We start from the raw sequence: 14,062 nt of genomic DNA on the forward strand, positions 1-14,062 counted from the left end.
CGAAAAGCAGCCGCACAGAAACGGCATTAAGCAGTAACATAGTCGATCAGCATGACGCAGATTCTTGACGATATCCACTCCCCAGCCGACGTAAAGCGCCTTTCCCTCGTCGAACTGAACCAGCTTGCAGAGGAGATTCGCACCGAGCTCATCACGGTGCTGGCACGCAACGGCGGTCACCTCGGCCCCAATCTTGGAGTCGTCGAACTGACGATCGCCATGCATTTTGTCTTCGACACGCCGGAGGACCACTTCCTCTTCGACGTGAGCCATCAGGCGTATGTGCACAAGTTGCTGACGGGGCGACGCGACCGATTTGCCACGATTCGCACACCGGGCGGGCTAAATGGCTTCATGTTGCGCACGGAAAGCGAGCACGACTGCTACGGCGCTGGCCACGCCGGCACGGCACTCTCGGCTGCGCTGGGGATGGCGGTTGCGCGCGACCGCCTCGGAGGCAAGGAACACGTCGTGGCCCTTGCGGGCGATGCGGCTTTCACTTGCGGCATCACGCACGAAGCTCTCAACAACATTGCTTCGCAGACCAAGCGCCTAATCATCGTGCTCAACGATAACAAGTGGTCGATCGACAAAAACGTCGGCGCCATTGCCACCTACTTCAACAAGATCGTGACCACGCCGCAGTACCATCGGCTCTACGAGAAGGCGGCGAAGCTGGTTGAGAAGGTGGGTGGAAAATCCGCCGCGCAGGTTGCGCGCAAAGCCGAAGAGGCCGCAAAGAGCATGCTCTGGCCTTCGGTCATTTTCGAAGAGTTTGGACTGAAATACTACGGCCCGACCGATGGACACGATATCGCTTCGCTGATCCGCACGTTCCAGTTCTTGAAGACGCTCGAGCGCCCCGTCATTCTGCACGTCATCACCGAAAAGGGCAAAGGCTTCGAGCCAGCAATGGAAAAGCAGAAGAAGTTTCACGGGCTGGGGCCATACAATCCCGAAACCGGTGAAACCAAGCCGCTGACTCAGCGCACGTACTCAGAGGTCTTCGCCGATTCCCTCTCGCAGATCGCCTCGCGTGACAATCGCGTTATCGCGATCACGGCGGCCATGCCCAATGGCACTGCGCTCGACCGCTTCCGCGCTGTTCATCCGGACAAGTACTACGACGTGGGTATCGCGGAAGAGCACGCAGTGTTGTTCGCGGCAGGGATGGCGACCAAAGGGTTCAAGCCGTTCCTTGCAATCTATTCGACATTTCTACAGCGCGGCTTCGACCAGATTGTGCACGATGTTTGCCTACAGAATTTGCCTGTAATCTTCTGCATGGATCGCGGCAGCCTCAGCGGAGACGATGGCCCAACGCATCATGGGTTGTTCGACATCAGTTATCTACGCGGCATTCCAAACATCGTTCATATGAGTCCCAAGGATGAGGACGAACTCGCCGACATGCTCTACACCGCGCTTCAGTACAACGGTCCGATTGCGGTGCGTTATCCGCGCGGAGTTGGCCCCGGGACGGCGGTGAAGAGCGAGCCTGTGGCAATTCCAATTGGGCAGGCCGAATTGCTTGAACATACCGGCAATGATCGAGTCGCGATCTTCTCACTCGGGTCTATGCTTCCGATTGCGCGCGAAATGGCCAGCACGCTTGCCGCTGAAGGTGTGCATGCGGCGGTGATCAATGCGCGTTTCGCAAAGCCGCTGGACACGGAGATGATCGCCCAGTTCGCGCGCTCTGCCGACATTCTCGTTACCCTGGAGGATCACGCCCTGGCTGGAGGGTTCGGCAGCGCAGTGCTGGAGGAGTTGAATCAACTCGGCGTCAGCACTCCGGTGATCCGCGTCGGCTGGCCCGATCATTTTATCGAGCACGGTAAGCCAGATGAACTGAAAGCGAAGTACGGATTGACGGCCGAAGCAGCGCTGGCGCGAGTGCGCCAACAGCTTGGCATTGCCGTGCAGGCCAGCGAGCGCTACTGAGCCCGGAAGCTTCGCAGCATGGTCTGGAACGTTCCCCGCATGCGGTTGTAATCGCGATCTGGAGCGGTGAAGATCAATGCCACGATTGATCCATCCTGGCGAGGAATTGTGATCAGCCAGTCGCGTTCGCGCAGAGGAGTGTTGCCTCTGCGCACGGGACTATCTCCGACGAGATCGTATGCAACCGCATCCCCGCCATTCACCCGCAGACGATTTGGGCCGCCGAGAATCTTCATCCCGGGATTGCTCTGCACGATGTCATCAGCGAGCGCCCGGGCGACCTCGCGCATGTCCGCATTCTGAGCCGAGGGGCGCGCCGCTTGAATGGAGACACCGTAGGCAAGCGCTCCGTCGCGTCCAATCCCGGCAGGAGGCGCGACAACGATTCCACCTCGACGCCCCGAAAGCTCCCAGTTGGAAGGATAGTCAAACTCGACGCCGCCTTGACGGAACTGGCTCCACGTACCGGAAGGACGGACCTGCTCATAACTCACAGCCTGCAGCGATCCATCCGATACCGGGGCCGCTGAAGACACTGGCTCGCCTCCGCCGAGATTCCAGGGGCCTTTGTGCTGCGAGATCTGTTGTGCCGTGTACGTGCGTGTGCTATCGGCGACCCGCTTCATGGAGACGAACTCAGGACTGTCTCCACGTGGATAGTTCTTCGGTGGGAAGCGCTGAATTGCCTGGCGCACATTTTCGGCGCGATTGCCGGGATTGGGGTGATCGCTCAGGAACTGAACACTGCTTCCTCCCTGCTGCGCCAGCTTCTGGAAAAATTCGGCGAGCGAGTAGGGATTGTAGCCAGCGTCATACATGATCTGAGCGCCGAGCAGATCGGCCTCGTTTTCGTCGGCGCGCGAATACTTCATCGAGATTGCGCCAGCGCCGAGTTGAATCGCGCCCGAGGCAAGATTCCCGGCCATTCCGTTGCCAAGCAGAACGCCGGCGACAAGGGCTCCCAGCGCGCCAATGGTCTGCGTTGTCTGTTGCTTCCCCGCATCGCGCGCGGTGTGCTGCATGACGACGTGCGAGATCTCGTGAGCCATCACACCCGCGAGTTCATCCTCGTCGGCGGCCTGGATGCTTCCGACATTGATGAAGATGGGACCGCCAGGCAATGCGAATGCGTTGATCTCCTTCTGCGCGATCACATGAAATTCGAAGGGCCACCGATATCCCGGGGCTCGCTCCACTAGCCGCGCGCCCATGCGCTGCACGAATCGCGTCACAGGACTGCTGTCCGGCAGAACCGGCATCTGCTTGTAAACTTCAGCGACGGCTTCGCGGCCAACCTTGATCTGCTCTTCCGGAGTGGCGCGAACGCCGCTGAGTTCGGGCACCACTCGCCCGTTCTCGTCCTGACGGATGTGCTGCGCGATAGCGGCTGGCGAAGCAAAAGAGAGAACCAGCGTGAGAACAACGGCTCGAAACATGTATGGATATCGGACTCGCATCACAGTCTCCCTCGCTTAACGATTCGCTTTCAGAACGCATGCCACACAAGCAATGAGGGAATGGCATCCGCCATTCCCTCGGGTTTCGCACGCGATTACTCGCGTTACTTATGATCCAGCAACGGCCCTCCCGAGGCAGCAACATCGCGACGTGCGGGACGTCCAGCCTTGGCTACATGCTGCGAAGCAAACTCGGGCCCGTACTTCTCAAGCAGCACCGGAACCAGCGCACCCTCAGCCTCTTTGACGAAAGTCATGGTACCGCTCTCGTTCAGATCGATCCGGATGAAGTCTCCAAGTTTGATCTGCGCCGTTGCAACAAGGTTCGCCAAAGGGAACACGATGTTCTTTTCGATGGAGCGCTTCAGGTGACGCGCGCCGTATTTCGGATCGGTGCCCTCGCGCAGCAACAGCTCCTTTACCTTTGGCGTGCAACTGAAGACGAACTGGTTATTGCCCGTCGCTTGCAGAATTCTCTGCTGCACAAGGCCAAGCTCAATCTCAAGAATCTTTTCCAGATGATCCTGACGCAAGGTCTTAAACACCACGACCTTGTCGATGCGGTTCATGAACTCCGGCGAGAACTTACGCCGGGCCGCTTCGATGGCCGTGCGATTCATCTTGTCGTCGATCTTGTTGTCGATCTCTCCGCTGGGTTGCGCAAAACCCATGCTGCCGTTGAGCAGCTCATTCATCTCGCCTGCGCCCAGGTTGGAGGTAAGCACAATCAGGCACTGGGAAAGGTCCACGCGCCGGTTGTCGCCAAGCGTCAGAGTCGCCTTGTCCAGAATGCCAAGCAGCAACTGCCAGAGAGCGTCACTCGCCTTTTCAATCTCGTCGAACAACAACAACGAAAGCTTCAGACGATCGGTATGCCATTGGTTCAGCGCCTCCTGGGTCAGCAGGGGGTGCGTCTCACGATGCCCCAGGTAGCCCGGAGGAGAACCGATCAGCTTCGCGATCTCATGCGAATGCTGAAACTCGGCGCAGTCGATCTTGACAATGGCGCGAGGATCTCCGAAGAGGGCCTCGGCGATTGCTTCTACCACACGAGTCTTGCCCGATCCGGTCGGTCCCAAAAAGAGTAGGTTGCCAACCGGACGTCCGGGCGGATTGAGCCCGGCTAAGAACATCTGGTAAATCTCGGTCACTTTTTCGACCGCATCATCCTGCCCCACTATCTTGCGGCGTATCGCGTTATCGAATTCCTGTGCGTCCGCGGAGCGCCGAGTAGGATCAAGAGCGGCATTGAGTCCGGTTTTCATAGTCTTACCCTGTAAATGAGGGACAACCTCCGGCATAAGAGGCTGAATTCTGAGATGGAGAAACGGGAGTTCCGCGTTGTATCTGCAGCTTTTCAGTGCCGATTACATGACTGAGATAAGAACTGCCGAACACTCGCCCCAAACCACCCATTGCTGATGTTAGATGCAGACCCGTGGCAAAAGAATCGTGGTAGGTCCGGTCATACTGCGCCGTTGCCCTTTGGCCCGAACACCTTTGATTACCTTTCGTAAGAAAAAAATCTTCAACTCAGGTGATCTACTCTCATTGCTTCCAGCAAATTGGTGCTAGTATCCGGCTCAGATTCAACTCTGGATTGGGAATCATGTCTCGGAAGCAAGTCGCGCTGTCAGTTCTAACCTCCGCCGCAATTTTGATTGTGGTATTCGCCGTCATCCTGAAGATCTCGCCCCGGTCGCATACGGTGAAAGCCGCCACCGTGGCTCCCGCGCTGCCGACCCCTGCTCCCGACACAAAGCCTGCGGCTGCCGCTCCCACGATGACACCCGCGCGCGTTGTTCCGCCGGATACGCACATCCACACGGTCGCAAAGGGCGAGAGCCTGCCCGGCATCATTCACCACTACCTGCCGCTGACGAAATTCATGACGGGCAGCGAATTGGAAAAGGCAATTCGCGCAGCCAATCCGGATATTAAAGGCATCTGGCCCAAGCCCGGCTCGGAGATCACAATCCCCTCCTACCAGGAGAACTGGTCGGAGAAGTCAGTACTGATATCGAAAAACTTCGAGGTTCGCGCCGTGTATCTCACCGGAACGATGGCGGGAAGCGCAAAAGGCCTCGAGATCATCCGCAAGTGGCGCGATGCGGGCGGCAACAGTGTTGTCTTCGACATTAAGGATTCTGACGGTTCGGTGAGCGTTCCCACAGGACTGCCGCTGGCGCCTGAACAGAAGGGCTATCCCATCCGCAATCTGCCGAAGTTCACCGCCTACCTGCACTCGCTGGGGCTGCATGCCATCGCGCGCATTGCGATCTTCCGCGATGATGCGTTAGTAACAAAGCATCCTGAACTCGCCGTGCAGTCGCGTCGCGGAGGCGCGTGGCGCGAAAACGGCAAACTCGTTTGGACGGACTCGTCGAATCCGAAGGTTTGGGACTACAACATCGCTCTCGCGAAGTTCGCAGCAGCCAGCGGCGCCGATGAAATCCAGTTCGACTACGTCCGCTTCCCTGCCGAAGGCGATCAGAAGGATGCCAAGTTCGTCTTCGAAACTCAACATCCAGACTGGAAGCGTGCCGACGCGATTACGAATTTCCTGAAGAAGGCGCAATCCGAACTGAAACCCTCAGGCGTACTGTTCTCGCTCGATGTTTTCGGCGTGATGGCGTGGCAACGACCCGTCGATCTCTCTCACACTGGGCAGGACATTCCGCAGATGGCGAAGTATTGCGATGTGATGTCACCGATGATCTATCCCTCGCACTTCTATGGGATGGACGGCTACAAGCTCCCGGGCGATGCTCCGGAACACTTCATCGGCGAGTCGATGGCGCGCTTCCAGAAAGTGACTGCCGACAGTGGCGTGGTACTGCGGCCTTGGCTCCAGGCATTTGGATGGAAAACGAAAACCTATTCGCCGGAATACATCCGCGTCCAGGTTGCGGTAGCGAAAACCAAGGGCGGCAACGGTTTCCTCTTCTGGAATGCGAACAACGATTACAGCAAGCCGTATGCTGCAATGCCCGAAATGCGCCAGGAGAAAGCGAAGTACTTCCGCGGCGATGAGGTTGCCACATACAAGGAGGCCGCTGCCGCCACCAGCGGCGCTCCCGGCAATGGCACGCGCCCGGCTGCCAACTAGGCTCGGCGCAAATCTGCCCAAAACAGGCGGTCGGAGTACAATCCCGGAGTACAGGTTTTGCACTCTGACCGTCCATGCCTATAATGAACCAGTTGGCCATGTCCCCCGACCAAAGTCCCATCCAGTACGCGCTTGTTGCATACGTGAGAAGTGCCCTCGGAGAGTTCGTCGAAGGACTCCGCCGGGAGCTCCACCCTGTGCACGCGCACCTTCCAACTCACGTGACAGTGCTCCCCCCGCGCCCTCTCCAGGGCTCAGAGGAAGACGCGATTGCCATGCTGCGCAGCCTGACCTCGAAGGTTGCTCCGTTTGAGGTGGAACTTGGCGAGGTCGAGAGCTTTCTGCCCATAACGCCAACTGTCTTTATTCGTGTAAGTTACGCGGGTTATCGAATGCGCGAGCTGCATGATCTGCTGAATCGCGAAGGGCTGACCTACACGGAACCACTTCCCTACATGCCTCACGTGACCGTTGCCAAGATGGACACTAACGAAGAAGCCGAGTACGTGCTTCGCACCAGCAAGGAGCGCTGGGCTAACTACAAAGGCTCCCATCGGATTTGCGTCGAACACCTCACCTTTGTTCGCGGGCGCAACCACACATGGACCGACCTGGCCGGAATGGATCTGGCCGCCCCAAAACGCTGACTCTGAAGACGTAAGACGAGCGGGACACGATTGGACATGCCCGTCTTTCGCATTGCATATCCGTCGGGTACAAAGCTTAATAGTCTCACGCTACGCTACTAGGATTGAACGGGGCCCGAGAATCGGACTCCGGGAGGTTCGTACTCAGAGGGGCGTTGCAGTGAGGTTGCAATGCATATTGTCGTTTATGGCGCTGGATACATCGGGACAGTTCTTTCGGCTTGTCTGGCAGACTTCGGAACTCCCATCGTGTGCTGCGACTCCGCCACGGACAAGATCTTGGGCCTCGCGCAAGGACACATACCCTTCTACGAGAAAAACCTCGAAGAGATTGTGAAGCGCAATGTGCGAGCGGGCCGCCTTACCTACTCCACTGAAATCGAGGCGCAGGTATCGCGCTCGCAGGTCATCTACCTCGCACAGGACGACCCCGGGCAGACAGAAGACGTGGCTCTGCGCCTGGCTCCATCAATGCAGCCCGGATCGTTACTGCTGATCTGCACGCCGACACCGGTGGGAACCTCAACCCAGATCGCGCGCAAACTCTGTGCGCTCGGCTACGAAATTGCCGTGGTCTCGCATCCGCTCACGCTGACCGAGGGATGCGCAGTGGAGGATTTCAACTGGCCAGACCGCCTGCTGTTCGGCACCAACAGCCCGCAGGCAGTCTCCATGCTGAAGCTCATCTACCGCCCCCTGGTCATGCGCGGCACGCCCGTCATCGTCACCAATCCTGAGACGGCTGAACTCGTGCGCGAAGCAGCTACTGCCTTTATCGCGACAAAGATCTCGTTCATCAACGAAATGGCCTCGCTCTGCGAGCACGTCAACGCCGATGCGCTCGATCTTTCGTTGGCACTCGGGCTGGATAAACGAATCGCGCCGCGCTGCCTGCAAGCCGGCGTTGGACTCGGCGGCACCTACGTCGAGAGCGACATCTCGAGCTTGACCTCGCTGGCCAAGCGTACGGGAGTGCAACTGCAAATGATCGACGCGGCGCAAGCCGTAAGCCGCCAGCATGCCGAACGCACGCTGCGCGTTATTTCCGGCGTAATGCCGGTCTTGCGCGATAAGCGTCTCGGACTGCTCGGGCTCTCAATCAAGCCCCACACAAGCTCCGTCGCTGGCTCCGCCTCGGTGGCGCTGGCGCGTCAACTGGTGGAGAACGGCGCGGTCGTGCGCGCCTACGATCCTTTTGCGATGTCGCATGCGGAGCGCGAACTGGAGCAGGCTGTGTCCTTCTGCGACTCGGCATACAAAGCTGCGGAAGGCGTGGACGCCTTGATCGTGGCAACCGGATGGCCGGAGTTCCGCAGTCTCGATTTCATGCGCATGAAATCAACTCTCCGCCGCCCCTTGATCGTGGACACCAAGAACCTGCTCGACCCGGAGAAGCTCCGCGGCATGGGATACGAGTACATGGGCATCGGCAGGATGCATTGATCGAACTCGCGAACGTGCTTCATTCTCCTTTGCGGTGGAAATGACGTGATTGCTGGCCCGGAGCGAATCCGGGCCTTTTTTGTTACCGACGCCAGAATAGCTCTTTTCCACAACAAGCCCGTCATGCACGCCGCTTAGGATCGTAGGCGTCTGCTATAATCGATTTCGGTTCCATGGTGGGTATAGTTCAATGGTGGAACGCCGGTCTGTGGCACCGGATGGTGTGGGTTCGAGTCCCACTACCCACCCCAAAAGAGATTTAAAAAGCCTGCTCTCAGCAGGCTTTTTCTTTTTGTCGACTTCCTCTACCGAATTCTGGTGAGGGGAGTCACGTGCAGCAGCCATGCGAGCGCGGCCAGCAGTCCCGCATAGTACAGTTGCACGGTCACAGATCCATCTTGTGGTTGATCCTTCTGGAACACTTGCCACGCAAAGCCAGCCGCGACAAAAAGCATTGAGGGCTCACCAACCCACCAGAACAGCAACAGGCTGAACACCAGCAGACTTACCCGCCCCACCCTGTCCAGAGGACGAACCGCTCCGGCGCCATCCAGTATCCAGACAGGTATCAGGTTCAGCAGGTTGAGCCAGGCTCCGGTATGCGCCAGCGCCGCCCAGATTGGGGTCTGAGTGCGCCAGAACAGTAGCGCGGCGGCAAGCGCAGCGACTCCTCCCAGCGCGGGCCCGGCCAGCGACACCATCGCACGAACCTCGGCCGAAACTCCAAGCGCCTGCCACTTTACGTAGGCGCCCAATCCGGGAAGGAAGACCGGCATATCCGCCGGCAATCCCCTGCGTTTCACCTCGGCAAAATGTCCCATCTCGTGCAGCAGGATCATCATCGCGAAGCCGATCCCGAACCAGGCGCCGTAGAGCGCCCAATAAACTCCCAGGAACGCCACGAAGCTGAAGAGGAACTTCAGCTTGAACAACGCAAATATCAGCGTCTTCCCTTTTGCAAGCAAGAACGCGATTGGAGCCAGAGGCCCGAGTTTCTTCGCCCAGGAGTTGGGTCGGGTCGGAGAATTCGGCGTGACGGGGCTTTGCTGAAGAACTTGTATGCGGTTCTCAATCCACTGTGCCTGTTTCGAGTCTGACGGCAACAGTTGCCACGCGCTCTGCCATGCTTCGCGGGCTCGCAGCAGGTCACCCTGGTTTTCCAATTGGAGCGCCATTGCGCGCAACTGCTCGAGTTGCGCCGCATGCACCAGCGCATGGCATTGCGGGCAAACCTTGTCCTCGGGCTGCAAAGGCCCAAGACAGCGAATGCAATTCAACTCTGACAATCGAGATTCCTTTAGTAAGGCCCTTCAACCGCAGGCAACACTCGTCCTGCTGTAATCTGCCAGGCAATCCGTAGTCCGACCGACAGGATCACAACCCCGAGCAATCCGTTTACCGGACTCTGCATGAGAGACATGAATGGCGATGCCATACCATACATCACAAGCATTCCCAGAAGCATTCCAGCGCGACCCAAGGTAAGGTTCTTCGCAACTCTGGTTGCTCTGCTTGGCTGCGATGCTGACGACTGCGCTCCATCCGCGTTGTGCGTTTGCACCTGCGCCGTCTGCGGCCTGTGCTGAACGTACTGTGCAATCGCTATGGGAATGGCAGATACGGAAACGGCCGCATACGTCAGCAGAATGGCCGCCCATTGGTAGCGCCGCCCTCCCATGTTGCCAGAGCCTTTCATCATGGCCTTGCCAACAAGCCATCCCACGGCGAGCGAGACAAAACCAATCTCCACATGCAGCAGAATGCCCACCGCGGAGTAAAGGATCAGGCCGAGCAACGCCCCGCCCACGCCCAGCAGAATGGCGCGCGAGAACGCTGCGTGCGTGTCCCTGGGCTTTTGGGACTTCACGAGCTGCGAACAGGCGTCGCAAGCACGCGAGCCGTTAATTCGGTAGTAGGTTCCGGTGATCGGCTGATGGCAGATGAAGCAGGCGTCCGCCGCAGGCTGCTCGTGGAACTCAGCCGTCTCAAACTGCGGCACTTGCGAATCGTTTGTCTCTGGCATGTGGCGAACGCTATCACACCCCGGCTTCAAGGAGAACCGAAATCAGCCGGAGCGAGACACTGATTAATTCATCCCGCAGCCGCCACCGCCACACGAACCAGCGGGCATGCCACAAGGCATTTTAGGAAGCGAACTCGACGAACGATCCGTACCATGCGCGGCAAAGGTCGAGAGTTGCTGTTCCAGATCGGTGCCTTTGCACTCCGGACACTCCGACTGCTTGCCACCGTAAACAATGGCCTCAAACTTCTTGCCGCATCCCTTGCAGATGTATTCAAAAATAGGCATATCGACCTCTCACGCCGCAAATTCCGCAGGCAGACCACCCGCCGCGGCGAAACTGATACATTCATTATACGGGCGCACGGCACCCCAAACCGACCCATGTTCAGCAAGGAAATCGATCATCCCGCAAACTCCGGCTTGGCCAACGACTTTGTTCCGCGCCGCTTTCTTCGCGGCGGCCACCTGCAGACAATCGCCGGAAACTTCATGCGCCGCACCACTCACCTTCCCCCACCGGAAGAGCGCCTGTTTCAGATAGAGGCCGACGTTCAGTTAATGTGCCATTGCCACTGGCAAGCTGAGCGCCAGCAGCGCCTCACGCTCATGATCGTGCACGGTCTCGAAGGCTCCAGTAACTCGGGATACGTCATCGGCACGGCCAACCGCGCCTGGAACGCTGGATGGAACGTCGTGCGCATGAACATTCGCGGCTGTGGCGGTACCGAGCACCTGTCGGCAACGCTTTACCACTCCGGCCTGTCGCAGGATATCGAGAAGCTTGTCGCTGAAATGATCTCCACCGACGGACTGGAGCGGGTTGCACTGGTTGGATTCTCTATGGGAGGCAATCAGGTCCTGCGCGCCATGGGCAAGTGGGGCTCAGCCGTTCCTCCGCAGGTAATCGCGGCGGCAACGGTCTCACCAGCCTGCGACCTTGCGCTCTCGTCCGATCGCATCCACGCCCGCGACAACACAATTTACGAATGGTGGTTCCTGCATTCGTTGCGCCGCAGCTATCGCCGCAAATCGGCGCTCTGGCCGGGAAGGTACGATATCGAGCCGCTCCAGAACATCCACTCCGTTCGCGATTTCGATGATCGCATCACGGCGCGCTACATGGGATTTGCTGGGGCAGATGACTATTACGACAAGGCGAGTTCATCGCATGTGCTGGACCAGATCGCCGTCCCCACGCTCGTCATCCACGCCGAAGACGATCCGTTCGTGGTGCTGTCCGCCGAGACGCGACGCAAACTGCACGAGAATCCCAACATTACATTTCTGCTCACCGCACATGGAGGCCATTGCGCCTTCGTTACCGAACCCAGCATCAATGGCGACGACGGACGCTGGGCCGAGCGCAAGATTGTTGAGTTTCTGGAAAGCGTCGAGCGCCGCTCTCTGCAATAGGAAGGAAGAATGGACGCCGACACGAGCATCGAGCTAGGCCCCTCCGCTCCCGCACTGGAACTTCCCTGGTATGACCCGGAAGGCCGCGTGCAGTACTTCGACCTGCGCAGCGACCCAGCCGCACTCGAACAGAGCTTAAGCCTCATCCCTGAGTCGCAAAACTATCCCGCTCTGGGCGAGTTCCTCAAAGTAGTGAACTCCGAACCGAGCCCGTGGCAAACGGCAAAATGCGACGTCTGGTGCGAGGAGTCCGACCCTGCAGAGAACCTCTATTCATCCGCATTCGCCCAACATTCATACGTGGACCTAGTGCTGGCCCGCAGGTTCTCCGCACACCGCGACGATCTCGACCTGCACCGCTCCTTCGCCGAAACTCTCGCCCGCCGACTCGAGGACAACGAAGGCCTCGCAGCCTCCGTCGAAATTGTCCTCCGCCGCTGCTACTTTCATCGCGACTCGGCAAAGGACGGTGCCACCGAATCCGACCCCGGCTACTGCCTCAGTATGTTCGTCACCGGCCACGGCACCTCGACCACAGAGGCTGCGGACAACTGGAATCTCGCGATGAACTACGCTGCAGAATGCATCCTGAGCCTGCCCCTGCACGAATCATGAGAACTCAGCTAAAATGATCACGGGTGCCCACCCGTCCTCATATGGGAGCGTAGCTCAGTTGGATAGAGCATCTGCCTTCTAAGCAGAGGGTCGCAGGTTCGAATCCTGCCGCTCCTACCATAAGAATCAATTAGTTAGCTTTCGCGCTTCCGGCTTTCTCTTCCAATTGCGGTGAGAATTGCGGGTACCCTGCCCCAATTTTGGGTGAACTGATAGCTTCAACGGCACCGCGTAGCTCGTCCATTCCGAAGTGACCATAGCGCGCCGCCATCTTCGCCATAGTTCCGGCAGACCATCCAACAATCTTGGCGATGATGGGCAGCGGGACGCGGGCGGCAATCATCCGGCTTACTGCCGTGTGGCGTAGATCGTGGAAGCGAACGGAGAGCAGCGCCGCTGGCAGTTCTTCTGTCTCCCAATTGCACGATTCGCAGATGTAGCCCTTCTTTGCGGGCTTCTGCCTGTCCACCAGGAGACCATCTTTGCAGGATGGGCAGTGACGCTGTGTGCGCCGCTTCGCGCCTTCCCACGCCTCTTTAACGTCTCCGATGGGCTCCAGTGGGTCTGTCTTGTAATCAACCTTGCCCGTAAAGCCAAAAGTCTCTTCCGTTCCCGCCTGTCGGCACTTCTCTAGCGGAAAGACGTAATGATGGGGCTTTCTGTCTGGGAACTGTTGCGCCCAAAAGGTTAGGGTCTCGATAGCGCGCTGATTCAGTGGGACCGTTCGCCCCGTTCCTGCCGCTGTCTTGTCCTTGCCAAAGGTGAGGCAGCGATTTACGAAATCAATGTTGCCCCATTGCAGGGTGCGAATCGTGTTATAGCGCGCGCCTGTCTCCAGAGCGAGAATGACAAACGGCAGAAGGATGCGGGAACGCGATTGGCTGCACTCATGCACCAGGGCCGTCTCTTCTTCCGATGTGAGCGCACGTCCCACGTCCTGCCGTTCGGGAAGCATCTGCACATCTGCCTTGATCCGCTCCCACGCCCCGCGCTTCCGCATAATCTGTCGCAGCATGGCCACTTCAAGGTTTACCGTTCGGCCTGACGCGCCCTCTTCCAATCGCGCTTTCTGATATTTACTAACATCCCGCGCTTCGATATCCACTAGTAGTTTCTTGCCGAGAACTGGCAACAGATGGGCCACGCTGTTCTTGGCGATTAGAGCCATCTTGGGAGACCATGCGACCGCCTTGGCCTCTTGCCACTCCGAAGCGGCAACAGAGAGCAGACGCGGCGATTGTGCCTTGCGTATGCCCGCCCCGCCATCCTTCAAGGACTGTTTACGCTTGCTCTCCACTTCGCGGGCGCGAGTAATCGAGGTCATGCCCGTAGTCTCTCGGACGCGCTGTCCGTGGAACATGAAATCCATTGTCCAGACTTTCGTACCCTTCGCCCGATAGAGTGACAT

The 14,062-nt window shown here is 58.4% G+C and carries 12 protein-coding genes and 2 tRNA genes; 8 read left to right on the top strand and 6 right to left on the bottom strand.

Annotated elements, in window-relative coordinates; genetic code table 11:
• Positions 1 to 51 precede the first annotated feature (51 nt).
• A complete protein-coding gene (gene dxs / locus AC6IY8_RS10930) occupies positions 52 to 1,944 on the top strand; it encodes a 1-deoxy-D-xylulose-5-phosphate synthase (RefSeq protein ID WP_497774493.1) in 1,893 nt (630 codons plus the stop codon).
• On the opposite strand, the gene AC6IY8_RS10935 is transcribed toward dxs, so the two are convergent.
• Both AC6IY8_RS10935 and AC6IY8_RS10940 read right to left on the bottom strand, forming a co-directional pair.
• The gene (locus tag AC6IY8_RS10935; protein ID WP_497774494.1) at positions 1,938 to 3,401 is read right to left on the bottom strand and encodes a M48 family metallopeptidase; all 1,464 of its coding nucleotides are present in this window, start codon (positions 3,399 to 3,401) and stop codon (positions 1,938 to 1,940) included. The genes dxs and AC6IY8_RS10935 overlap by 7 nt on opposite strands.
• 104 nt (positions 3,402 to 3,505) lie before the next feature.
• Positions 3,506 to 4,666: an AAA family ATPase gene (locus AC6IY8_RS10940; RefSeq protein ID WP_497774495.1), complete on the bottom strand. Its 1,161-nt coding sequence runs from the start codon at positions 4,664 to 4,666 to the stop codon at positions 3,506 to 3,508.
• Between the two features lie 344 nt (positions 4,667 to 5,010).
• On the opposite strand from AC6IY8_RS10940, the gene AC6IY8_RS10945 reads away from it, so the two are divergent.
• From AC6IY8_RS10945 to AC6IY8_RS10960, 4 genes are all read left to right on the top strand, one after another.
• Positions 5,011 to 6,510 carry a putative glycoside hydrolase gene (locus tag AC6IY8_RS10945; protein WP_497774496.1) on the top strand — a complete coding sequence of 500 codons (1,500 nt, stop codon included), beginning with the start codon at positions 5,011 to 5,013 and terminating at the stop codon, positions 6,508 to 6,510.
• Between the two features lie 98 nt (positions 6,511 to 6,608).
• Positions 6,609 to 7,157: a 2'-5' RNA ligase family protein gene (locus AC6IY8_RS10950; protein ID WP_497774497.1), complete on the top strand. Its 549-nt coding sequence runs from the start codon at positions 6,609 to 6,611 to the stop codon at positions 7,155 to 7,157.
• 171 nt (positions 7,158 to 7,328) lie between these two features.
• Entirely contained in the window at positions 7,329 to 8,600 is a 1,272-nt protein-coding gene (locus tag AC6IY8_RS10955) for a UDP-glucose dehydrogenase family protein (protein ID WP_497774498.1), read from the top strand.
• Between the two features lie 176 nt (positions 8,601 to 8,776).
• A tRNA-His gene (locus AC6IY8_RS10960) sits at positions 8,777 to 8,851 on the top strand.
• A gap of 54 nt (positions 8,852 to 8,905) precedes the next feature.
• On the opposite strand, the gene AC6IY8_RS10965 is transcribed toward AC6IY8_RS10960, so the two are convergent.
• The 3 genes from AC6IY8_RS10965 to AC6IY8_RS10975 all read right to left on the bottom strand — a co-directional run bounded on the left by AC6IY8_RS10965 (position 8,906) and on the right by AC6IY8_RS10975 (position 10,911).
• The gene (locus AC6IY8_RS10965) at positions 8,906 to 9,886 is read right to left on the bottom strand and encodes a zinc metalloprotease (protein WP_497774499.1); all 981 of its coding nucleotides are present in this window, start codon (positions 9,884 to 9,886) and stop codon (positions 8,906 to 8,908) included.
• Positions 9,887 to 9,897: 11 nt separating this feature from the next.
• Complete coding sequence (locus AC6IY8_RS10970) at positions 9,898 to 10,623, bottom strand: hypothetical protein (protein ID WP_497774500.1); 726 nt, start codon at positions 10,621 to 10,623, stop codon at positions 9,898 to 9,900.
• A gap of 63 nt (positions 10,624 to 10,686) precedes the next feature.
• The gene (locus AC6IY8_RS10975) at positions 10,687 to 10,911 is read right to left on the bottom strand and encodes an FmdB family zinc ribbon protein (RefSeq protein ID WP_497774501.1); all 225 of its coding nucleotides are present in this window, start codon (positions 10,909 to 10,911) and stop codon (positions 10,687 to 10,689) included.
• 96 nt (positions 10,912 to 11,007) lie between these two features.
• On the opposite strand from AC6IY8_RS10975, the gene AC6IY8_RS10980 reads away from it, so the two are divergent.
• From AC6IY8_RS10980 to AC6IY8_RS10990, 3 genes are all read left to right on the top strand, one after another.
• Positions 11,008 to 12,039 (top strand): YheT family hydrolase, encoded by a 1,032-nt coding sequence (locus AC6IY8_RS10980; RefSeq protein ID WP_497774502.1) that lies wholly within the window; start codon positions 11,008 to 11,010, stop codon positions 12,037 to 12,039.
• A gap of 9 nt (positions 12,040 to 12,048) precedes the next feature.
• Positions 12,049 to 12,654 carry a hypothetical protein gene (locus tag AC6IY8_RS10985; RefSeq protein WP_497774503.1) on the top strand — a complete coding sequence of 202 codons (606 nt, stop codon included), beginning with the start codon at positions 12,049 to 12,051 and terminating at the stop codon, positions 12,652 to 12,654.
• A gap of 43 nt (positions 12,655 to 12,697) precedes the next feature.
• A tRNA-Arg gene (locus AC6IY8_RS10990) sits at positions 12,698 to 12,774 on the top strand.
• Positions 12,775 to 12,784: 10 nt separating this feature from the next.
• Here the strand turns inward: AC6IY8_RS10990 and AC6IY8_RS10995 are convergent.
• Entirely contained in the window at positions 12,785 to 14,062 is a 1,278-nt protein-coding gene (locus AC6IY8_RS10995; RefSeq protein WP_497774504.1) for a tyrosine-type recombinase/integrase, read from the bottom strand.

The sequence above is a fragment of the Koromonas soli genome (assembly GCF_059726265.1).

Bases quoted from the DNA above. Each gene is read 5' to 3' on its own strand.
- dxs (WP_497774493.1), top strand. From the start codon at position 52: ATGACGCAGATTCTTGACGATATCCACTCCCCAGCCGACGTAAAGCGC.
- AC6IY8_RS10945 (WP_497774496.1), top strand. From the start codon at position 5,011: ATGTCTCGGAAGCAAGTCGCGCTGTCAGTTCTAACCTCCGCCGCAATT.
- AC6IY8_RS10995 (WP_497774504.1), bottom strand. From the start codon at position 14,062: ATGTCACTCTATCGGGCGAAGGGTACGAAAGTCTGGACAATGGATTTC.
- AC6IY8_RS10985 (WP_497774503.1), top strand. From the start codon at position 12,049: ATGGACGCCGACACGAGCATCGAGCTAGGCCCCTCCGCTCCCGCACTG.
- AC6IY8_RS10940 (WP_497774495.1), bottom strand. From the start codon at position 4,666: ATGAAAACCGGACTCAATGCCGCTCTTGATCCTACTCGGCGCTCCGCG.
- AC6IY8_RS10980 (WP_497774502.1), top strand. From the start codon at position 11,008: ATGTTCAGCAAGGAAATCGATCATCCCGCAAACTCCGGCTTGGCCAAC.
- AC6IY8_RS10970 (WP_497774500.1), bottom strand. From the start codon at position 10,623: ATGCCAGAGACAAACGATTCGCAAGTGCCGCAGTTTGAGACGGCTGAG.
- AC6IY8_RS10935 (WP_497774494.1), bottom strand. From the start codon at position 3,401: ATGCGAGTCCGATATCCATACATGTTTCGAGCCGTTGTTCTCACGCTG.
- AC6IY8_RS10955 (WP_497774498.1), top strand. From the start codon at position 7,329: ATGCATATTGTCGTTTATGGCGCTGGATACATCGGGACAGTTCTTTCG.
- AC6IY8_RS10950 (WP_497774497.1), top strand. From the start codon at position 6,609: ATGTCCCCCGACCAAAGTCCCATCCAGTACGCGCTTGTTGCATACGTG.
- AC6IY8_RS10975 (WP_497774501.1), bottom strand. From the start codon at position 10,911: ATGCCTATTTTTGAATACATCTGCAAGGGATGCGGCAAGAAGTTTGAG.